Here is a 21,686-nt window from a genome sequence, read left to right as displayed (position 1 = left end):
TCACCTCTTGCTCTTGATGGCGGTGCCGAGCACTTGCAGGTACGAGACCAGCGCGTCCATCTCGGTCTTGCCCTTGAGGCTGGCCACGGCGCCACTGATGTCGTCGTCGGTGTACGGCACGCCGAGGGTGCGCATCACTTTCAACTTGGTCTCGGTGTGGCTGCTGTCGACGGCGGCGGTGACCAGCCATGGATAGGCCGGCATTTTCGACTCGGGCACCACGTTGCGCGGGTTATACAGGTGCGCGCGGTGCCAGTCGTCCGAGTAGCGTGCGCCGACGCGCGCCAGGTCCGGACCGGTGCGCTTGGAGCCCCACAGGAACGGGTGGTCCCACACACTTTCACCGGCGACCGAGTAATGGCCGTAGCGTTCGGTTTCGGCACGGAAGGGGCGGATCATCTGCGAGTGGCACTGTACGCAGCCTTCGCGGATGTAGATGTCGCGGCCTTCCAGTTGCAGCGCGGTGTAGGGTTTCATGCCCTCCACCGGCTTGTTGGTCACGTCCTGGAAGAACAGCGGGACGATCTGGGTCAGGCCACCGATGCTCACGGCAAGCACCATGAGCAGCATCAGCAGGCCGACGTTCTTTTCAATCGTTTCGTGTTTCATCACAGACTCCTCAGGCCAACTGCGCAGTGGTGGCGGCTTCGACAGGCTGCGCCGAACGCACGGTGCGCCAGGTGTTGTAAGCCATCAGGAACATGCCGCTGAGGAAGATCGCACCGCCCACCAGCCGCACGATGAAGCCAGGGTGGCTGGCCACCAGGGTTTCGACGAAGGAGTAGGTCAAAGTGCCGTCTTCGTTGACCGCCCGCCACATCAGGCCCTGGGCGATACCGTTGACCCACATCGAAGCGATATAGAGCACGGTGCCGATGGTGGCCAGCCAGAAGTGCGCGTTGATCAGGCCAAGGCTGTACATCTGCTCGCGGCCGAAGACTTTCGGGATCATGTGGTACAACGCGCCGATGGAGATCATCGCCACCCAGCCGAGGGCGCCGGCGTGTACGTGGCCGATGGTCCAGTCGGTGTAGTGGGAGAGGGCGTTGACGGTCTTGATTGCCATCATCGGGCCTTCGAACGTCGACATGCCGTAGAACGCCAGGGACACCACGAGGAAGCGCAGGATCGGGTCGCTGCGCAACTTATGCCAGGCGCCCGACAGGGTCATCATGCCGTTGATCATGCCGCCCCAGCTCGGTGCCAGCAGCACCAGGGACATCACCATGCCCAGGGACTGTGCCCAGTCCGGCAGCGCGGTGTAGTGCAAGTGGTGCGGGCCGGCCCAGATGTACAGGGTGATCAGCGCCCAGAAGTGCACGATGGACAAGCGATAGGAATACACCGGACGCTCGGCCTGCTTGGGCACGAAGTAATACATCATGCCGAGGAAACCGGCGGTGAGGAAAAAGCCTACCGCGTTATGCCCATACCACCACTGCACCATGGCATCCGTCGCACCGCCATAGAGGGAGTAGGACTTGGTCAGGCTGACCGGGATTTCCAGGTTGTTGACGATATGCAGGATGGCCACGGTGATGATGAACGCACCGAAGAACCAGTTGCCGACGTAGATGTGCTTGGTGTTGCGCTTGGCCACGGTGCCAAAGAACACGATGGCATAGGCCACCCAGACAATGGTGATCAGGATGTCGATCGGCCATTCCAGCTCGGCGTATTCCTTGGAGCTGGTGTAGCCCAGCGGCAGGGAGATCGCTGCCAGCAGGATGACCAACTGCCAGCCCCAGAAGCAGAACGCGGCGATTTTAGGCGCGAACAGCTGCGTCTGGCAGGTACGCTGCACCGAGTAGAAGGAGCTGGCGAACAGCGCGCAGCCACCGAAGGCGAAGATCACCGCGTTGGTGTGCAGCGGGCGCAGGCGGCCGAAGCTGGTCCAGGGCAAGTCGAAGTTGAGTGCAGGCCACACCAATTGGGCCGCGAGAAAAACCCCGAGCCCCATGCCGACGATGCCCCACACCACCGTCATAATGGCGAATTGGCGGACCACCTTGTAGTTATAGGCGGTACTTAAAGTAGTGTTCATGGTTCCCCATCCACGGTTCAACCCAAGCAGATGCGGCACTTGGGCTGGAGTTATAGGCAGACTAAAAAGCGAGGCAAGCATGGGCAAAGAGCACAAGGCCAGTATTGACGGGGATCAATGGGCGCAGTGTGTGCGGGAACATGGGTGGTTGTGGGATGTCGCGGCGGGGGCGGGTGGGGCTGCACCCGTGACGCTGATCCTGGCCCACGGCGCCGGTGCACCGATGGACTCATCCTTCATGAACGATATGGCTGCACGCCTTGCCGGGCAGGGCGTCAACGTGTTGCGCTTCGAATTTCCCTACATGGCCCAGCGCCGGGTTGACGGCGGTAGACGCCCGCCCAACCCGGCCCCGAAGCTACTCGAATCCTGGCGTGAGGTGTATGCCGAGGTGCGACGTCATGTCGCTGGAAAACTGGCCATTGGCGGCAAGTCCATGGGCGGGCGCATGGCCAGTTTATTGGCCGATGAATTGGGTGTTGGTGGGTTGGTGTGCCTGGGGTATCCGTTCTATGCGGTGGGCAAGCCGGAAAAGCCACGGGTCGAACATCTGGCCGGGCTGAAGACGCCAACCTTGATTGTGCAGGGCGAGCGCGATGCACTGGGCAATCGGGCGGCGGTGGAAGGGTATGAGCTGTCGCCGAGCATCGAGGTGATGTGGCTGGTGGCGGGGGATCATGACTTGAAGCCGTTGAAGGCGTCGGGATTCAGTCATGAGCAGCATCTGGAAGCCGCGGCAGTGGGGGTGGCTGGGTTTTTGGCTGGCCTATAGGGCCTCATCGGGGCGGTGCGACGCTTCGACAAGTCCCCCCACACTTGACCGTGTTCTCACATTCCAAATTGTGAACACAGTCAAATGTGGAGGGGGCTTGCCCCCGATAGCGACCTACCGGTTAAACCGCTCCACCAGCGAGTACTGAGTATTGGCGGTATGCGTCAGCTCTTCACTCAACTGCGCCGAGTTCAGCGCCTGCTCCGAGGTCTGGTCCGCCAACAACGCAATGGTGCTGATGTTACGGCTGATCTCTTCGGCCACCGAGCTTTGCTCTTCGGTGGCAGCCGCGATCTGGGTAGTCATATCGGTGATATGCGCCACCGCTTCACTGATGCCCACCAACGCCTGGTCCGCTTCCATCACCCGCGCTACACCTTCTTCGGCCTGGCGATGCCCGGCGTCCATGGTTTGCACGGCGGCGGCGGCAGTCTGCTGCAGCTTGGCGATCAATGCATGGATCTGCCCGGTTGACTCGGCGGTACGCTGGGCCAGTTGGCGGACTTCATCAGCCACCACCGCAAAACCACGGCCCATCTCCCCGGCACGCGCCGCTTCGATGGCGGCGTTGAGCGCCAGCAGGTTGGTCTGGTCGGCAATGCCCTTGATCACGTCGACCACACCACCGATTTCATCGCTGTCCTTGGCCAACTGGGTCACAGTCACACCGGTCTCACCCACAGCCACGGACAGACGCTGGATCGCCTCGCGGGTTTCCCCGGCGATATCACGGCCACGGCCGGTGAGGCGGTTGGCCTCTTGGGTCGCATCGGCCGTGCGCTGTACATGGCTGGCGACTTCCTGGGTAGTCGCCGCCATCTGGTTGACCGCCGTGGCCACCTGCTCGGTCTCGACGCGCTGGCGTTCCAGGCCGCTGGAGCTGTTGTGCGCCAGGGTGTTGGACTGCGCGGCCTGGTCGTTGAGGTGCTCGGCAGTGTCCTGCAAACGCGTAAGGCAGGTCTTCAGACGTGCCTCCTGGCTGAGGATCGACATTTCCAGGCGCGCCTGGGCGCCACGGCTGTCGGTGTACATCTGCGCGATCAGCGGGTCGGAGGTGGTCTGCTCGGCCAGGCGCAGCAAACGCTTGAGGCCGCGCTGCTGCCAGCTCAGGCCGAGCAGGCCCAGCGGCACCGACAACCCCGCCGCCAGGGCAAAGCCCCAGTGGGAGTTGAGCGAAGCGCCGATCATGAAGCTCAACTGGCTCACCAGGATAAACGGCAGCCAGTCCTGCAACACCGGCAACCACTTGTCCCGCTGAGGGATCGCCGACTTGCCCTGGTTGATGCGTTGGTAGAGCGCTTCGGCCCGGCGGATCTGCTCGGCGGTGGGCTTGATGCGCACCGATTCGTAGCCGACCACCTGGTTGCCTTCGAAAACCGGCGTCACATAGGCGTTAACCCAGTAGTGGTCACCGGTCTTGCAGCGATTCTTGACAATGCCCATCCATGGCAAGCCTTGTTTGAGCGTTGACCACATGTGCGCGAACACCGCCGCCGGAACGTCCGGGTGACGCACCAGGTTGTGCGGGGCACGCACCAGTTCGTCGCGAGAAAACCCACTGATTTCGACGAAGGCGTCGTTGCAGTAGGTGATCACGCCTTTGGCATCTGTGGTGGAGATCAACCGTTGCTGAGCGGGGAAGGTACGTTCGCGCTGGGTAACGGGTTGGTTATTACGCATGATTGTTCAATCCGCAAGGCTTTCAGGGGGTATCGGCAAGAACGGCGGTTTATTTAACTTATTTTTGCAACAATCGACGGGATGCACGTTCCCCAGCAGGAGATCAACCGGCCAGCATCGGGTAGGTAAACAACCCGAAGTGAAGCAGATTCAAGCCAAAGTGCGTGGCCACCGCTGCGCCCAGGCCGCCAAACCGATAGGCCAGGCCGTAACCCACCCCGGCGATGCTTGCCAGCAATACCCAATGCCAGCCTGCGCCGATGTGCACCAGGCCGAACAACAGCGAGGCCAGCAGCAGGGCGAGGTTTTCGCCATAGGGCAGGTGTTTGAAGCGACGGCTCAAACCGCCCTGCACATAACCGCGGAACAGGGCTTCTTCCACCAGAGTCACCAGCAGCAGGTTATTGAGTACCCACAGCCAGGCCTGTTCCGGCCACTTCGGCGCCCAACTGATCATGCCCAGCAAGGCCGCTCCGCCGAGGGCGGCGATGGCGGTGAGGGTCAACGCCAGGGCGGCCACGCAGATCGACAAACGCAACGAGCGCCGCGCCACAATCCACGGGCAGGCCAGCAACAGCCAGAAGCCAATCAGCGGTTTGTCCTGGTTCAGGTACATCGAGAAGGGCACGGCATCCTCGGTGAAACGCTGCGAGGCAATGCCGCGCCCGTTGTAGAAACCCGGCAACCAGTGCATCGCCAGGCTCAGGGCCAGCACCACAAACAGCCCGTGGCCCAGGTAACGCGCCCACGGCGTGCGTTGCTGGCGTACGGCGTAGCCGGCAATCAGCAGCAGGGCGACGGACACGCCCGCCAGCACGCCCAATTGCCCGTAGATCAAGGCCAGTAGATAGCCAATGGAAAGAAGCGCCAGGTACAGCCAGGGCAATGCGATCATGGGAAATCCTTGGGAAAAACTGGGCGGCATTATAGCGATCTGTCCTACGGGGCTTACATGAAACTCCTCCATTCAGAGTGATTGCAAAACCTATCACCGGCTGGTTATAGTCCGAGCCTCTCCATCCCTTCACACAAGATCAGCCCATGCCTGCTTCCCAGCGCACAGCGGTAGTCGATTCAGCGGTCAACGCTGCGGTCGTGCCGTGCGGGGACAAGCAGCCTGCGCAGATCAGTCACTACCCTCCACCTGTCAGCAGCACGTCGGTGTACGCAGTCGTATCACCGCCGGGTGTTGGTATTGCGGGTTGATCAGCTGATCGCTGTTCCCGTCTGCCCGCCTGAAAAAAACCTAATGCATTTCAGCGTCTGCTGAATCGGCTTTTTGCCTGATGACAGGTGGTAACCATGTCTGTTTTTTCGAAACAATCCGTGGCCGCGGCGGCCTCGACGAGCCTGTTTGTTCTGCTGTGGAGCAGTGGGGCGATCTTCTCCAAATGGGGCCTGGCCCACGCGTCACCCTTTGCGTTTCTGCTGATCCGCTTTGCCATTGCCCTCGGGGGCCTGGTGGTGCTGATACCGATCCTCAAGTTGAAACTGCCGCGCCCCGGCAAGCCACTTTTATACGCAGCGGCGACGGGGTTGGTGTTGTTGGGCGCCTATCAGATTTTCTATCTGTTGGCCCTGGACCTCAACGTCACCCCCGGCGTGATGGCAACCATCATGGGCGTACAGCCGATCCTCACCGTGATGCTGATAGAGCGCCAGCGTTCTTTCAGCCGTGTGTTCGGCCTGGGCCTCGGGTTGGCGGGGCTGATCATGGTGGTGTATCAAGGCATCGGCCTTTCTGGCATGTCCCTGGCGGGCATGCTGTTCGGGTTGCTGGCCCTGGCCAGCATGACCTTCGGCTCGATCATGCAGAAACGCATCACCGACGAGCCCCTGGGCACGCTGCCGGTGCAGTACTTGGCGGGGTTGCTGCTGTGTTCGGTGTTTGTGCCGTTCCAGCCGTTCCATTTTGAACACAGCAGCAGCTTTTACCTGCCGGTGCTGTGGATGGGCTTGGTGGTGTCGTTGCTGGCCACGCTGTTGCTGTACCGCCTGATCGCCCGGGGCAACCTGGTGAATGTCACCAGTCTGTTCTATCTGGTGCCGGCGGTGACGGCGGTGATGGACTACCTGATCTTTGGCAACCGGTTTGCGATGTTGAGTCTGTTGGGGATGGGGTTGATCATCATCGGTTTAGTGTTTGTCTTCCGTAAGCGTTGACACTGTACTGTAGGAGCCCGGCAAGCCGGGCTCCTACAATTTTCGCGGGCGCAACACCAACCACAACGCCCCCGCAATCAACACCCCGCCATACAGATGCGCCATGGACAATGGCTCATCCAGCAGCAACGCGCCCCACAATACCCCAAACGGCGGAATCATGAAGGTAACGGTCATCGACTTAACCGGCCCGATGGACGTCAGCAACCGGAAGTAAAGAATGTAGGCAAACGCCGTACACACCAGCCCCAACCCCAGCAACGATCCCCACACCTGCCATCCACCCCAACTCGCCGGCGGTTGGCTGATGGCGCTGTAGGCAAAGAACGGCAACAGGAACAACGTCGCGCCGAGCATGCTGCCCAGGGCCGACAGGCGGCTGTCCAAGCCACCACGCTGATCCAGCCAGCGCCTTGCCAGGAACCCGGCAAAGCCGTAACAGGTGGTCGCCAGCAAGCAGGCCAGCGCGCCCATCAATAATTCCAGGTCAAACGCCACCGGCCCTGCGCGGGTCAGTACCCCCACGCCCAGCAGGCCCAGGCACACCCCGGCGACTTTCGATGGGGTCAGGCGTTCGCTGAAGAACAGCCCGCCAATCAACACGCCCATCAACGGCGTGGTGGCGTTGAAGATCGCCGAGTAACCCGCCGGCAGTACTTGGGCAGCGACTGAATACATGGTCGCGGGAATGCCTGAGTTGATCACGCCGAGCAGCAGTACAGTCTTGAACTTGCCCTGGAAATCCCAGCTCACCCGCATCGCCGCCAGGATCACCAGCAACCCGGCGGCGGCGATCGACACGCGGAAAAACGCCGTCGGCAGCGTGCCGATCTCCGGCGCGATAATGCGCATGAACAGGAAGCTCGCGCCCCAGATGGCGGCGAGCCCCAGCAAGTACAAGGTGTCGACAGGTCTCACGGAACACTCCTACCTCAATAAGGCCGCGAGTGTTGCATGACATGTCTAATGATTACAGGACAAACCGCGTCACCAGCCCATTCAGGTCCACCGCCAGGCGTGACAGTTCCTGGCTGGCGGCCGAGGTCTGAGTGGCACCGGCGGCGGTCTGGGTGGACAGGTCGCGGATGTTCACCAGGCTGCGGTCCACGTCACGTGCCACCAGCGCCTGCTGCTCGGCGGCGCTGGCGATCACCAGGTTGCGCTGGCTGATCTGCGAGATGGCCGCGGTGATTTTTTCCAGGGCGCTACCGGCGCTGTTGGCCCGTTGCAGCGTCTGGCCGGCGTGCTCGGCGCTGCTGTTCAGCGCTTCGACCGTATCCTGGGTGCCGCGCTGGATGCCGGTGATCATCTGCTCGATTTCTTCGGTGGAGTCCTGGGTGCGTTGCGCCAGGGAGCGCACTTCATCGGCTACCACCGCAAAACCACGCCCGGCCTCGCCTGCGCGGGCTGCTTCGATGGCGGCGTTGAGCGCCAGCAGGTTGGTTTGCCCGGCGATGCCGCGGATCACTTCCAGCACCTTGCTGATGTCCTGGGCCTGCACGGCCAGGCCTTCGGCCTTGTTCGAGGCGCCGAGCACCTCGTCGACCAGGTTCTGGATCGAGCTGATGGTTTCGCTGATCTGGTAGTGGCCGTGCTTGCTGTCCTCGTCGGAGGCCTGGGACGCCTCGGCGCTGGACACCGCATTGCCCGCCACTTCGTCTACGGCCGCGCTCATTTCGGTGACGGCGGTGGCCGCCTGTTCGATCTCGTCGTTCTGCGCTTGCAGGCCACAGGTGCTTTGTTCCATCACCGAGCTCATCTCCTCGGCGGCGGAGGCCAACTGTTGCGCCGATTCGCTGATGCCACGGATGGTGCCTTGCAATTGCGCCTGCATGGTGGCCAGGGCGTTGAGCAATTGGGCCGGTTCGTCCTTGCCGCTGACGGCGATCGGCTGGCTCAGGTCGCCGCCGGCAATGGTGCGCGCCACGCTCAGTGCCTGGCCGAGCGGGGCGGTGATGCTGTGGGTCAGCAGCCAGGCGAGCAACAAGGTGGCGATCAAGGCGAATACGATGATCAGGCCGACGATCCACTGTGCACTGGAATAGGTCTGCGCGGCGGAATCCACGGCGGTTTCCACGCCGTTCTGGTTGAAGACGATCAGGTCCTCCAGGCTCTTGCTGAGGATCACGCCCTGGGGAGCGAGGCGGGTGTTGAGCAGGTCAATGGCGTCTTGCTGCTGATCCTTGTCCACCAGGGTGACGATCTGTTCGACGAGGGCCAGGTAAGCGTCCACGTTACCTTCGAGCTGTTTGAGCATCTGGCGCTCTTCGTCGCTGCTGAGCAGGGTTTTGTGATGGTCGAGCAGGGTTTGCAGCTCGCTGCGCTGGCGTGTGATCAGGGCTTTGCTGTTGTCGCGGATCCGCGATTCGTCGGTGGTCGCCAGGCGCAAGGCTTCCAGGCGGATGCTGGCGACAAAGGCTGCGCTGTCGTGGATGTTCTCGATGCTCGGCATCCACGATTGCTCGATGACCAGCGCGCTCTGGCGCAGCTTGGCCATCTGGCCCAGGCCGAACATGCCCACGATCACCAGCAAGCTGGCCAAAACCCCAAAACTCAGACTGGCACGCAGACCGATCCTCATGTTCCTCAATGACATCTCAATGCTCCTTGGGCGATTAGAACCTGTTCCCGGATCGGTCTTCGGACCTTGTTAGGGTGGGAGAGGGCGCGCTATATATCAAAGTGCCATCAAGGTGGTAATCAGGGTTTCCCTTAGCTGGATTCAACGGTGTATTTGGAGCAGAGCCCCGGGGGGAGTACGCGGGATTCCGGCGCTAAGCGGCAAGGCCGCGTCGTTGTGGGCGTATGGGGAAAACAATGTGCGACTTTTCAGTGCGTTTATTGACCAATTGGTCGAATTAAATAAATTGAAAATAAATGTACGAAATGAACGGAGTTGTACAAGGCTGCACAAAAAATGACTCTTCTCCTGTGTTCGTACACTGGCTAAGCTCAGGGCTTCCCGATGCCCGCTCGAGGTTTCCCGCATGTCGCAATCCGCCCTCGCCATTGCCCAGATGATCCTCGATGGCTTCGACGACTACCGAGAGCACTTCCGCCAGATCACCGACGGCGCCCGCGAGCGTTTCGAAAAGGCCCAGTGGCAACAGGGCCAGGCGGCGTCGGCGGCGCGCATCAATCTCTATGAGGAAAAGGTCTCCGAGGTGACTCAGCGGTTGCGTGAGCACTTCAATGACGCCGCGCTGCTCGACATCGATGTGTGGCCCGTGGTCAAAAGTGCCTACATCGGCCTGATCGACCTGCGCTTCGACGATGAACTCTCCGAGACCTGGTACAACTCGATCTTCTGCGGCCTGTTCAGCCACGACCTGATCAGCGACGGCTGCATGTTCATCCACACCACCCGGCCCAGCCTGCGCCGGGCACGGGCCGCGCAGACGCGCACCTACACGCCCGCCGGGCAAATCCCGCAAATGCTCGCGCAGATCTTTGCCGACTACCGCTTCAGCGAACCCTACGCCGACCTCGCAGCCGACCTTCATCGCCTCGAAACCCAGCTGCGCGAAAACCTGCCGGACTGGGTGTGCAAGGACCCGGACCTCAAGGTCGAGCTGTTTTCCTCGGTGCTCTACCGTAATAAAGGCGCCTACCTCGTCGGGCGCATCTACACGCGCGACGAACAATGGCCGCTGGTGATCCCGCTGCTGCACCGTGAAGGGCAGGGCATCCAGATCGATGCGCTGATCACCGACGAAGCCGATGTGTCGATCATCTTCTCGTTCACCCGCTCCTACTTCATGGTCGATGTACCGGTGCCGGCGGAATTCATCGGCTTTCTCAAACGCATCCTGCCGGGCAAGCACATCGCCGAGCTGTACACCTCCATCGGGTTCTACAAGCACGGTAAGTCGGAGTTCTACCGCGCGCTGATCAACCACCTGGCGACCACCGACGATCAGTTCATCATGGCCCCCGGCGTGCGCGGCATGGTCATGAGCGTGTTCACCCTGCCGGGCTTCAACACCGTGTTCAAGATCATCAAGGACCGTTTTTCACCGTCGAAAAACGTCAACCGCGCCACGGTGATCGAGAAGTACCGCCTGGTCAAAAGCGTCGACCGGGTCGGACGCATGGCCGATACCCAAGAGTTCGCCGACTTCCGTTTCCCCCTGAGCAAATTCGAACCTGAGTGCCTGGCCGAGCTATTGGAAGTGGCTGCGGGCACCGTCGAAGTCGAAGGCGATACCGTGCTGATCCGTCACTGCTGGACCGAACGGCGCATGACCCCGCTCAACCTCTACCTCGACAACGCCAACCCCGCCCAGGTGCGCGAAGCTTTGGAAGACTACGGCCTGGCGATCAAACAGCTGGCGGCCGCCAATATCTTCCCTGGCGATATGCTGCTGAAGAACTTCGGCGTTACCCGCCACGGTCGCGTGGTGTTCTACGACTACGACGAAATCTGTTTTCTCACCGAAGCCAACTTCCGTCACATCCCCGCACCGCGCACCCCGGAAGATGAGATGGCCTCAGAACCCTGGTACTCCATCGGCCCACTGGATGTGTTCCCCGAGGAATTCCCCCCGTTCCTGTTTGCGGATGCTGGTCAGCGCAAGTTCTTCGATGAGCTGCACGGGGAGCTGTACAACGCGGATTACTGGAAGGGGCTGCAGGAGGCGATTCGGGCCGGGAAGGTGATCGATGTCTTTCCGTATCGGCGCAAGGAGCGCGATCAACTGTAGCAGCGACTGTCTACAGGTGATCGCGCCGTGCGGCTTATATACGGCTGAGAAAGCCCATCAACATTCTTACGCCAAGCGTTGATGATCGATCCGCGGGTAGTTGTTGATCGATTTGAGGGGACGTCGTGTTCGAAGACCGGCCTGAACCGATCCGGTTTATCGAATCGGTATTGGTCAGCGTCGAATAGGCCGGCGGATACTCATACGGGGGTGGCGGCAACGTATCGGCGCTGCGTAGCTGCAGGCTCAATGCTTGCGCATAAGTGGGCAGTTGGGCGGTGGAACGGCTGGAATCAATTGGCATGGAAACTCCTGTATTGGGTCATACCGCTGCGGGCTGGGTAAGCACACGATTTGTGCTGGAGGGCCTTGCTGAGTGGGTGCCGATCAGCGAGGCGTTCCGATCATTGCCAAGCTGTTTTCTTCGGGTTGGTATCCCAGTCTCAGCGCCGTAAGGTTGATCGTCGGCTGCCATGTGGCTTGGCTGTTTGAAGTGGACGCTGGTTTTTTCTGTATAGGCTGGGGGCGGCTTCGCGGCTTCGTAATAGGTTGGCGGCTCGGTAGCCTCGGCATAGCTGTGGGTATTGCCGCTGTACGCGTGGTTGTTGGAGTTGATGGGCATATACACCTCGTGCGATGAGCTTGGAGGGAATCTGTCGTTTCTAATAGGTCGAGTGGATCCAGGACCTTTGCGTCACAGGCCGCTCATGAAACCCATTCCTCGTAATGCCTGACTGGTCGTGTGAAAGCTCGAGATTCGATTTGCCGTCAAATTAGTGGGCGGTGTCGAGTAGGTCCGGGAGGATGCGTTGTGCGGTGGCTTCTCGGTGTACGCGGGCGGGAACTCATAGGGGGGTGGTGGTTCCGACGCTGCCGAGCGCGGTTGGGCTCGCATGGATTGCGCGTAGCTGGGTAGGTTAGGTTGGCTGTTTGTCGATTCGATAGGCATAAAAGCTCCGGTTTCATAAGCGATACAGTGATCTGCCAGAGATTTCTGGCGGGTTGATTTGATCCTGCGTACTTCACTTAAACCATCGGATTTCTACTGTGAAAGGGTCGGATGAGCGACTTGCTCGTGTATGAAATATGTTCATTCGGAGGCGCTACGCCGTCAGTCACTGACTGAGCGTCTCCAGAAATGCCGAAATCTGCGACAATCGCCCCTCGTTTTTTCGTCCGTAGCTATGCAGGCGTGTCCTGCCTCACTCAGAAGACCTTTGCCGCCCTGATGACCGACCAAGCGCCCACCATCGACCAACTGCTCAAAACCCTTGATCACGCCATGCTCGCCGACCGCCACCGTTTGCGTCGGCAGTTGCTTGAGTTGCGCAAAAAGCCCGACGAGGACAAGTTGGTGCAGTGGGTCGCGCGCATGCAGGCGTCCTGCGCCCAGGTCACGGCGCGGCGCGCCAGCCTGCCGGTGATTCGTTATGACGACAGCCTGCCGATTGCGGCCAAGCGCGATGAAATCAAAGAAGCGCTGAACAAGCATCAGGTGCTGATCATTGCCGGCGAAACCGGCTCGGGCAAGACCACCCAGTTGCCGAAGATCTGCCTGGAAATCGGTCGCGGCCAGTTCGGTCTCATTGGTCATACCCAGCCCCGCCGGATCGCCGCACGCAGCGTGGCCAGCCGGGTCGCCGAAGAGTTGGCCACGCCATTGGGCGCGCTGGTCGGCTATCAGGTGCGCTTTGAAGACCAGAGCGATTCCAACACCCTGATCAAGCTGATGACCGACGGCATTCTGCTGGCAGAAACCCAGAACGACCGCTACCTGGAACGCTACGACACCATCATCGTCGACGAAGCCCACGAACGCAGCCTGAACATCGACTTCCTGCTGGGCTACCTGAAAACCCTGTTGCCACGTCGCCCGGACCTGAAAGTCATCATCACCTCGGCGACCATCGACCTGGAGCGTTTCTCCAAGCATTTCGACGATGCGCCGATTGTCGAGGTGTCGGGCCGCACCTTCCCGGTGGACACCTGGTATCGCCCACTGACCCTGGAGCAGGACGAGGAGGGCAACCGCGTCGAGGACGACCTCACCGTCGACCAGGCGATCCTCGCCACCCTGGATGAAATTGCCGCCTATGAGCGCAGCGAGCGGCGCAGCCCGGGCGACGTGCTGGTGTTCCTGCCGGGCGAGCGCGAGATTCGTGACGCTGCCGACATGCTGCGCAAGGCCCAGCTCAAGCACACCGAGATCCTGCCGCTATACGCGCGCCTGTCGCCAGCCGAGCAGCAGCGCATCTTCCAGTCCCATCCGGGCCGACGTGTGGTGCTGGCAACCAACGTCGCGGAAACCTCGCTGACTGTGCCGGGCATTCGTTATGTGATCGACAGCGGCACCGCGCGCATCAGCCGCTACAGCTACCGCGCCAAGGTGCAACGCCTGCCGATCGAGGCGATTTCCCAGGCCAGCGCCAACCAGCGTAAAGGCCGTTGCGGCCGGGTCGAGCCGGGCATCTGCATTCGTTTGTACAGCGAAGAAGATTTTATCGGCCGCCCGGAATTTACCGACCCGGAAATTCTGCGCACCAACCTCGCCGCCGTGATCCTGCAGATGCTGCATTTGCGTCTCGGCGAAATCACCGACTTCCCGTTTATCGAACCGCCGGACGGCAAGGCGATCAGCGACGGTTTCAACCTGCTGCAAGAGCTCTCGGCGGTCGACCGCAACAGCCAGCTCACCCCGCTGGGCCGCCAGTTGGCGCGCCTGCCGGTGGATCCGCGCATGGGCCGCATGTTGCTGGAAGCCGCCAAGCTCGGCAGCTTGCAGGAAGTACTGATCGTCGCCAGCGCCATGTCGATCCAGGACCCGCGTGAGCGCCCGCCGGAGCGTCAGCAGGCCGCCGACCAGGCCCACGCACAGTGGAAGGACCCGGATTCGGACTTCGCCGGCCTGGTCAATTTGTGGCGCGGTTTTGAAGAGCAGCGCCAGGAGCTCACTGCCAGCCCGCTGCGTAACTGGTGCCGCAAGAACTTCCTCAATTACCTGCGCCTGCGCGAGTGGCGTGATTCCCATCGCCAGTTGAGCCTGATCTGCCGCGACATGCAGTTGAGCGTCAATAAAGAGCCGGCGGATTTCCCGAAACTGCACAAGGCGGTGCTGTCCGGTTTGCTCAGCCAGATCGGCCAGAAAACCGAGGACGGCGATTACCTGGGCGCGCGTCAGCGGCGTTTCTGGATCCACCCCTCGTCGGGCATCGGCAAGAAGCGCCCGCAATGGCTGATGACCGCCGAACTGGTGGAAACCACCAAGCTGTATGCGCGCATGGTCGCCAAGATTGACGCCGACTGGATCGAACCGCTGGCCGGGCACCTGATCAAGAAAAACCACTTCGAGCCGCACTGGGAGAAAAAACGCGGCCAGGTCGTGGCCTTCGAGCAGATCACCCTGTTCGGGCTGATTGTGGTCGGGCGCCGTCCGGTGCATTACGGGCCGGTCGACCCGGTGGTGTCTCGCGAACTGTTTATCCGTGAAGGCCTGGTGCGTGGCGAGATCCAGTCGCGGGCCAAGTGCCTGGCGGCCAACCAGCAATTGCTGGAGCAGCTCGACGAGCTGGAGGCCAAGGCGCGCCGGCGCGACATCCTGGCCGACGAGGAAACGCTGTTCGCCTTCTACGATGCGCGCCTGCCGGCGGAGATCCACCAGACCGCGACCTTCGACAGTTGGTACAAGGTCAACAGCCAGAAAGACCCGCAACTGCTGATCATGCGCGAAGAAGACGTACTGGCCCGCGAGGCCAGCGAAGTCACCGCCGCGCATTACCCGGACACCCTGCATTTGGGTGACCTGGAACTGGCCTTGAGTTACCACTTCGAACCCAACCACCCGCGTGACGGTGTGACCTTGCGCGTGCCGGCGCCGCTGTTGCCCGCCTTGCCGGCGGAGCGCCTGGAGTGGTTGGTGCCGGGGGTGATCGAGGCCAAGTGCATCGCCCTGGTGCGCAACTTGCCCAAGGCGCTGCGCAAGAACTTCGTGCCGGTGCCAGACTTCGTCAAGGCGGCCCTGCAACGCATCGAGTTCGGCCAGGGCTCGTTGCCCCAGGTCCTTGGCCGCGAATTGTTACGCATGACCGGGGCGCGGGTCAGCGATGAAGCCTGGGCCGAAGCCGCGCAGCAGGTAGAAAGCCACCTGAAGATGAACCTGGAAGTGGTGGACGGCCAGGGCAAGTTCCTCGGTGAAGGCCGGGATCTCGCCGAACTGACGGCGCGCTTTGCCGAGGCCAGCCAGGCCGCGCTGGCCATACCGCAAACTGCAAAAAGCCAGCAGCCGGTGGAGGCCAAGGTGTTCGCGGCGGTAGCCGAGAAGACGCAACAGAAGATCGCCGGGTTGTCGATGACGGTGTATCCGGCGCTGGTGGAGGAAAACGGCACGGTCAAGGAAGGGCGTTTCTCCACGGCGGCCGAGGCTGAGTTCCAGCATCGCCGTGCCTTGCAACGCCTGCTGATGCAACAACTGGCGGAACCGGCGAAATTCCTGCGCGGCAAACTGCCGGGCCTGACCGAACTGGGCCTGATGTACCGTGAGTTGGGCCGGATCGATGCGCTGGTGGAAGACATCCTGCTGGCCAGCCTCGACACCTGCGTGCTCGAAGGCGAAGCCAGCCTGCCGCGTGATGGCGCAGGTTTGGCGGCCCTGGCCGAGCGCAAGCGCGGCAGTTGGACCGAACATGCCGAGCGCCTGGCGCGCCTGACCCTGGAGGTGCTGAAACTCTGGCATGGCCTGCAAAAGCGCTTCAAAGGCAAGATCGACCTAGCCCAGGCCGTGGCCTTGAACGACATCAAGCAGCAACTGAGCCACCTGGTGTACCCCGGTTTTGTACGGGAAACCCCGGTGCAGTGGTTCAAGGAATTGCCGCGTTACCTCAAGGCCATCGAGTTGCGCCTGGAAAAACTACCGAGCCAGGTGCAGAAGGATCGGGTGTGGAGCGGCGAGCTGGGCGGCCTGTGGACGCAGTACGAAAACCGCCTGAAAAAACATGCCCAGGAAGGCAAGCGCGATCCCCAGCTGGAGCTGTATCGCTGGTGGCTGGAGGAATACCGGGTGTCGTTGTTTGCCCAGCAACTGGGTACCAAAGTGCCGATTTCCGACAAGCGCCTGAGCAAGCAGTGGAGCCTGGTAGAAGCCTGATATTTGCACGGTTTCCAGGGCAATACAGGTCCAGTGTGGGAGGGGGCTTGCCCCCGATTGCGGTCTGTCAGTAAAGGATGTGTTGACTGGCCCACCGCTATCGGGGCAAGCCCCCTCCCACAGATAGCGCCAAATTCCGAGGGTTGTGGCAAACTTCGCGGTTATAAATGCCGGGATCGTCGCGAAAGGCTGCGGCGCGATGGAATAAAGCGATGCCAGTTTGGTGTCCGCGGAGCGGAATCGGACTACTTACAGTTTGGTACGACGGTACCAATATCTTCTGCCTGACAGATTTAGAGGAACGACCGTGCATAACGTCGTCATCAGCGGCACTGGCCTGTATACCCCGGCCAACAGCATCTCCAACGAAGAGCTGGTGCAGTCTTTCAATGCTTACGTGCAACAGTTCAACAGCGACAACGCCGCCGCCATCGAGCGCGGTGACGTGCAGCCGCTGACCGAATCCAGCGCCGCCTTCATCGAAAAGGCCTCCGGCATCAAGAGCCGCTTCGTGATGGACAAGGACGGCATTCTCGATCCGCAGCGCATGGCCCCGCGCCTGCCCGAGCGCAGCAACGACGAATGGTCGGTGCTCTGCCAGATGGCCGTCGGCGCCGCTGAACAAGCTCTACAGCGCGCGGGCAAAACCGCTGCCGACATCGACGGCGTGATCGTCGCCTGTTCCAACCTGCAGCGTGCCTACCCGGCCATCGCCATCGAAGTCCAGGAAGCCTTGGGCATCGAAGGGTTTGGTTTTGACATGAACGTGGCCTGTTCCTCGGCCACCTTCGGCATCCAGAACGCCGCCAACAGCATCCAGTTGGGCCAGGCGCGGGCGATCCTGATGGTCAATCCGGAGGTGTGCACCGGCCACCTGAACTTCCGCGACCGCGACAGCCACTTCATCTTTGGCGATGCGGCCACCGCCGTGGTCCTGGAGCGCGCCGACCTGGCAACCTCCGAACACCAGTTCGACGTGGTGAGCACCAAGTTGCTGACCAAGTTCTCCAATAACATCCGCAACAACTTCGGCTTCCTCAACCGCACCGCGGAAGAGGGCATCGGCGCGCCGGACAAACTGTTCGTACAGGAAGGCCGCAAGGTGTTCCGCGACGTATGCCCGATGGTCGCCGAGCTGATCGGCGTGCACCTGGAAGAGAACCAGTTGAACGTGACCGACGTGAAGCGCTTCTGGTTGCACCAGGCCAACCTGAGCATGAACCACCTGATCGTCAAGAAACTGCTGGGCCGCGAAGCCACCGTGGAAGAAGCCCCGGTGATCCTCGATACCTACGCCAATACCAGCTCGGCGGGTTCGGTGATTGCGTTCCACAAGAATCAGGATGACCTGCCCAAGGGCTCCGTGGCGGTGCTCAGCTCGTTTGGCGCGGGCTATTCGATCGGCAGCGTGATCCTGCGCAAACGCTAAGACAGTCGAGGTCTTGAATGGCAGCAGCGGACGACGCGCACCTGCTTGAACGCCTGCTCCAGGGTGAGCAGCGGGCCTACAAGGAATTGGTCACCACCTACCAGAGCGCCATGCGGGCGGTGGCCTATGCCATCGTCGGCCAGCGTCACGCCGACGAAGTCGTGCAGGACGCCTGGCTATCAGTGGTGCGCAACCTGGCCAGGTTCGAAGGCCGTTCCAGCCTCAAGACCTGGCTGCTGACCATTACCGCCAACGCTGCCAAGGGGCGCTACAAGCAGAACCGTCGCGAAGTGTTGCTCGACGATCTGCCCTCGCCCCACGGCACTATCGGTGACGATCGCTTCACCCCCGATGATGGTCACTGGGCCGTCGCCCCGTATGCCTGGCACCAGGACACCCCGGAAGCCTTGCTCACCGAGGATGAACTGCGCAAATGCCTGGAGCATACGATCCTGAGCCTGTCGGAGTTGCAGAGCAGTGTGCTGGTACTGCGTGAGCGCCAGGGCCTGGAGTTGGAAGAGATCTGTAATCTTCTGACGTTGTCGCTCTCCAATGTCCGTGTGCTGTTGCATCGGGCACGGCTTAAAGTCTTCGCCACGGTGGAGCATTTTGAGGAAACGGGCGAATGTTGACCTGTAAAGAACAAGTGGCACGTTCCAGTGACTATCTCGATGGGCAGTTAACCTTTCGCGAGCGTCTGCTGGTGCGTCATCACTTGATGTTCTGCCCGAACTGCCGCCGGTTTATCCGCCAGATGCGCCTGATGCAGGCGACGCTGAGGATAATGCCGGACGAACCGGTTGACGGTGTGGAGGCCTTGGCGCAGCGTCTGGCTGACGAGCGGCTCAAGGATCATAAAGGCGGGGAATAAACAGGCTCGCGTGGGTGGAGCGAACGGATGATGGGGACCGATCCACCTACGCAAGACTGGTACAGCCACCTCGGGCCGTCCTGGCCCAAGGCTTTCAACACTTACTGTTAGAACTTGGCTTCTGCATCCAGCTGCAGGGTGTTGGTGTTGGCATCACGCTGGGTGCGGCTGGCGTAGTCGGCCTTGGTCAGGAAGTACGTGGCACCGAGGGCGAAGTTCTTGTCGATGTCGTAGCTGACCTTCATCTTGTGACCGCGCGAACCGGTGGTGCCGTTGGCGAAGTCCGAATCGGTGAAGGCACCCACCACGGCATTACGCTGAATGTCGCGGTAGTTGTAGTCCAGGTTGAAACCGAACACTTTCGACTTGGCGCCGATCAGCCAGGCGGTGTCTTGGTCGGTCACGGCGTCGTTGTTTTTCACGTACTGGCCGTAGAACGCCAGCGGTACAGCCAGGCCGCCGATGTCGGCTTGGGCAAATCCTTCATACAGGCGGAACTGGTTGTCGGCCGAGTTACCGTTGACCGCCAGTGCGCAAGGCGTGGTGGTGGTTGTGCAACGGCTGTCCTTGTCATTCTGGTAGGCGTAGACGCTGCCGCCCAGGGTCATTTTCAGGTTGTCGGTGACCGAGAAGCGTGTGCCCAACTGGCCAGAGGTCAGGCGCAGGTCGTGACGGAACTGCACGCCGTCGCCGTCGACGTTGTCCTTGAGGTTGTAGTTGCCGAGGCTGCCGAACAGTTCGGCGCTGCTGCCCAATGGGTATTTGTAGGTCAGGGCCAGACCTTCAGGGTTGATGTCGCTATCCCAGATGACGTCGCCCATGTTCACCCACGGTTGCAGCATCTTGCCGCCGATCACGTGCAGGTTCTTGATCTGGTCCGGGTGGTAGTCGATGTAGCCAAGGTCCAGCCAGATCGACTTCTTGTCGAAATAGTTGTCCTGGTCCTGGTTGGTCGAGCGCGCATCGTCGCTGCTGCCGGTGGCAATACGGATACCGGTGTCGACCTGCGAGTTGATCTCGGTGTAGGCGCCCAGGCGGGCACGGATGCGCTGACGGTCCTTGTCGCGGCCGCCGTTGTTGGATTCGCCCTGGATTTTCACGGTTTCCTGACGGAAACGTACGTCACCCTTGAACTGAGTCTTGGCGGCCCAGGCCAGCTTCTGGTCAAAGCTGCTCAGCTCATTGGTTTTCTTCGCGGTGGCCGCGATCTGTTCGTTGGTCTCTTGTTGAGCTTGCCGTGCGATCTGCTGTTCTTTCTGGTCTTTGGCCAATTCGCTTTGCAGTTCGGTGTACTGCGCTGCGGTGATCTGGCCGTTGGCCTTGAGCATGTCGAGCAATTTAGCGTCGACTGCAGCGCTGGCCGGAACGCTCAGGGCCAGTAACAGGCCGCCGCACAGGACCGCCGCAGTTTTAGTGGAAGCAAGACGCATATCAATCTCCGAAAGTGAGGAGGGATGGCAAACCATCCAGGACACAACCGACCGATGACGGACGGAAAATAGCCGCCGGGTAGAACCAGGCGCTCTAAAAACAGGCGTCAGTATCGCGACCGTTTATGACGACGCAGTGGCGAAGTGATGTCATCTAGATGACAAATTATTTATATTCGGAACTATTGGTTTAGAGCCTTGTCGTGCGAATCGGGGATGTGCCAGGGCTGGCAATCGGCGATACTCGCCAGGCTTTCACGCCCCGAACCAGTGAGGATGCCGATGCCGCTGCAACGCCTGGACAGCCTGTCCGAAATCGCCCCGCAAGCCTGGGATGCGCTGGTGCCGCAGGGGCAGCCGTTCGTGCGGCATGCGTTCCTGAGTGCCTTGGAAGACAGCGCCAGCCTGGGCCCGCAATCTGGCTGGCAGCCGGAGCATTTGCTGCACTGGGAGGGTGAGCGGCTGGTGGCGGCGTTGCCCAGCTATCGCAAATGGCATTCCTATGGCGAGTACGTGTTCGATCACGGCTGGGCTGATGCCTGCGAGCGCGCCGGTATCGACTATTACCCCAAGTTGCTCACGGCGGTGCCCTTCAGCCCGGTCAGCGGTCCGCGCTTATTGGCCGCGAGTGCCGATGACGGTTTTGAGCTGCTCAAGAGCCTGCCGGGTTACCTCGAGATCGAGGGGCTTTCCAGCGCCCATATCAACTTCACGGATGATCTGGCCGATGCTGCACTGGCCCGGCAAGCGGGCTGGTTGCAACGCCTGGGCTGTCAGTATCACTGGCAGAACCGGAGCTACCGCGACTTCCAGGACTTCCTCGACGCCTTGAGTTCGCGCAAGCGCAAACAGATGCGCAAGGAGCGCGAACAAGTGGCGGGGCAGGGGATCGATTTCGAGTGGCTGCAAGGCCATGAACTGAGCGAGGCGCAGTGGGATTTTGTCTACGCCTGCTACGCCAACACCTATGCCGTGCGCCGCCAATCTCCCTACCTGACCCGCGCTTTTTTCAGCCTGCTGGCCGAGCGCATGCCCGAAGCGATCCGCGTGGTACTGGCCAAGCAAGGCTCGCGTCCGGTAGCCATGGCCTTCAGCCTGCTCGGCGGCGACAGTTTCTACGGCCGCTACTGGGGTTGCCTGGCAGAGTTTGATCGCCTGCACTTCGAAACCTGCTTCTACCAGGGCATGGACTACGCCATCGCCCACGGCCTGCAACGCTTCGACGCGGGCGCGCAGGGCGAGCACAAGTTGATCCGTGGGTTCGAGCCGGTGATCACGCGGTCGTGGCACTACCTGCGCCATCCGGGATTGAAGAATGCCGTGGAGGATTTTCTCGAGCGTGAACGGATGGGGATCGTGGCGTATGCACAGGAGGCAAGGGCAGCCCTGCCTTATCGGCAGGGCTGAGCCGCTGGTCTTGTGGCGCTTCCAGGCAAGGCTGAAATTGCTATCTG

At 61.2% G+C, this 21,686-nt stretch carries 17 protein-coding genes; 8 read left to right on the top strand and 9 right to left on the bottom strand.

What is annotated here, in order from left to right; translation table 11 throughout:
* Complete coding sequence (ccoO, locus tag K5K89_RS21525) at nt 1-609, bottom strand: cytochrome-c oxidase, cbb3-type subunit II (RefSeq protein WP_017735321.1); 609 nt, start codon at nt 607-609, stop codon at nt 1-3.
* 10 nt (nt 610-619) lie between these two features.
* Nucleotides 620-2,044, bottom strand: a complete 1,425-nt coding sequence (ccoN, locus tag K5K89_RS21520; protein WP_058427329.1) for a cytochrome-c oxidase, cbb3-type subunit I — start codon at nt 2,042-2,044, stop codon at nt 620-622.
* A 79-nt stretch (nt 2,045-2,123) separates the two neighbouring features.
* Between ccoN and K5K89_RS21515 the strand changes: the two genes are divergently transcribed.
* Complete coding sequence (locus tag K5K89_RS21515) at nt 2,124-2,816, top strand: alpha/beta family hydrolase (RefSeq protein ID WP_222540229.1); 693 nt, start codon at nt 2,124-2,126, stop codon at nt 2,814-2,816.
* 114 nt (nt 2,817-2,930) lie between these two features.
* Here K5K89_RS21515 and K5K89_RS21510 read toward each other — a convergent pair whose 3' ends face one another.
* Both K5K89_RS21510 and K5K89_RS21505 read right to left on the bottom strand, forming a co-directional pair.
* Nucleotides 2,931-4,496 (bottom strand): methyl-accepting chemotaxis protein, encoded by a 1,566-nt coding sequence (locus K5K89_RS21510; protein ID WP_058427327.1) that lies wholly within the window; start codon nt 4,494-4,496, stop codon nt 2,931-2,933.
* A gap of 103 nt (nt 4,497-4,599) precedes the next feature.
* Complete coding sequence (locus K5K89_RS21505; protein WP_071491363.1) at nt 4,600-5,391, bottom strand: CPBP family intramembrane glutamic endopeptidase; 792 nt, start codon at nt 5,389-5,391, stop codon at nt 4,600-4,602.
* A gap of 407 nt (nt 5,392-5,798) precedes the next feature.
* On the opposite strand from K5K89_RS21505, the gene K5K89_RS21500 reads away from it, so the two are divergent.
* The gene (locus K5K89_RS21500) at nt 5,799-6,659 is read left to right on the top strand and encodes a DMT family transporter (RefSeq protein ID WP_222540228.1); all 861 of its coding nucleotides are present in this window, start codon (nt 5,799-5,801) and stop codon (nt 6,657-6,659) included.
* Between the two features lie 33 nt (nt 6,660-6,692).
* Here K5K89_RS21500 and K5K89_RS21495 read toward each other — a convergent pair whose 3' ends face one another.
* Nucleotides 6,693-7,577: a DMT family transporter gene (locus tag K5K89_RS21495; protein WP_071491361.1), complete on the bottom strand. Its 885-nt coding sequence runs from the start codon at nt 7,575-7,577 to the stop codon at nt 6,693-6,695.
* Nucleotides 7,578-7,629: 52 nt separating this feature from the next.
* A complete protein-coding gene (locus tag K5K89_RS21490; RefSeq protein ID WP_409996332.1) occupies nt 7,630-9,240 on the bottom strand; it encodes a methyl-accepting chemotaxis protein in 1,611 nt (536 codons plus the stop codon).
* Nucleotides 9,241-9,646: 406 nt separating this feature from the next.
* On the opposite strand from K5K89_RS21490, the gene aceK reads away from it, so the two are divergent.
* Complete coding sequence (aceK, locus tag K5K89_RS21485; protein ID WP_222540226.1) at nt 9,647-11,362, top strand: bifunctional isocitrate dehydrogenase kinase/phosphatase; 1,716 nt, start codon at nt 9,647-9,649, stop codon at nt 11,360-11,362.
* A gap of 34 nt (nt 11,363-11,396) precedes the next feature.
* Here aceK and K5K89_RS21480 read toward each other — a convergent pair whose 3' ends face one another.
* On the bottom strand, nt 11,397-11,666 hold the full coding sequence (locus K5K89_RS21480; RefSeq protein WP_130898136.1) for a hypothetical protein: 270 nt from the start codon (nt 11,664-11,666) through the stop codon (nt 11,397-11,399).
* Nucleotides 11,667-11,684: 18 nt separating this feature from the next.
* Nucleotides 11,685-11,984, bottom strand: a complete 300-nt coding sequence (locus tag K5K89_RS21475; RefSeq protein WP_222540225.1) for a hypothetical protein — start codon at nt 11,982-11,984, stop codon at nt 11,685-11,687.
* 606 nt (nt 11,985-12,590) lie between these two features.
* Between K5K89_RS21475 and hrpA the strand changes: the two genes are divergently transcribed.
* From hrpA to K5K89_RS21455, 4 genes are all read left to right on the top strand, one after another.
* Complete coding sequence (gene hrpA, locus K5K89_RS21470) at nt 12,591-16,502, top strand: ATP-dependent RNA helicase HrpA (RefSeq protein ID WP_222541743.1); 3,912 nt, start codon at nt 12,591-12,593, stop codon at nt 16,500-16,502.
* A 307-nt stretch (nt 16,503-16,809) separates the two neighbouring features.
* Nucleotides 16,810-17,931, top strand: coding sequence for a beta-ketoacyl-ACP synthase III (locus K5K89_RS21465; protein ID WP_071491358.1), 1,122 nt, complete (start codon nt 16,810-16,812; stop codon nt 17,929-17,931).
* A 17-nt stretch (nt 17,932-17,948) separates the two neighbouring features.
* Nucleotides 17,949-18,563: an RNA polymerase sigma factor gene (locus tag K5K89_RS21460; protein ID WP_071491357.1), complete on the top strand. Its 615-nt coding sequence runs from the start codon at nt 17,949-17,951 to the stop codon at nt 18,561-18,563.
* Complete coding sequence (locus tag K5K89_RS21455) at nt 18,557-18,802, top strand: anti-sigma factor family protein (RefSeq protein ID WP_071491356.1); 246 nt, start codon at nt 18,557-18,559, stop codon at nt 18,800-18,802. The genes K5K89_RS21460 and K5K89_RS21455 overlap by 7 nt, the downstream gene beginning before the upstream one ends.
* Nucleotides 18,803-18,909: 107 nt before the next feature.
* Here K5K89_RS21455 and K5K89_RS21450 read toward each other — a convergent pair whose 3' ends face one another.
* Nucleotides 18,910-20,232 (bottom strand): putative porin, encoded by a 1,323-nt coding sequence (locus K5K89_RS21450; RefSeq protein WP_028617432.1) that lies wholly within the window; start codon nt 20,230-20,232, stop codon nt 18,910-18,912.
* Between the two features lie 282 nt (nt 20,233-20,514).
* Between K5K89_RS21450 and K5K89_RS21445 the strand changes: the two genes are divergently transcribed.
* Nucleotides 20,515-21,639: a GNAT family N-acetyltransferase gene (locus K5K89_RS21445; RefSeq protein WP_222540224.1), complete on the top strand. Its 1,125-nt coding sequence runs from the start codon at nt 20,515-20,517 to the stop codon at nt 21,637-21,639.
* The last annotated feature ends 47 nt before the right edge of the window (nt 21,640-21,686 follow it).

The sequence above is a fragment of the Pseudomonas sp. DR208 genome, assembly GCF_019823005.1.
Lineage (GTDB): Bacteria > Pseudomonadota > Gammaproteobacteria > Pseudomonadales > Pseudomonadaceae > Aquipseudomonas > Aquipseudomonas extremorientalis.
This window is presented reverse-complemented; position numbering and strand designations above follow the sequence as displayed.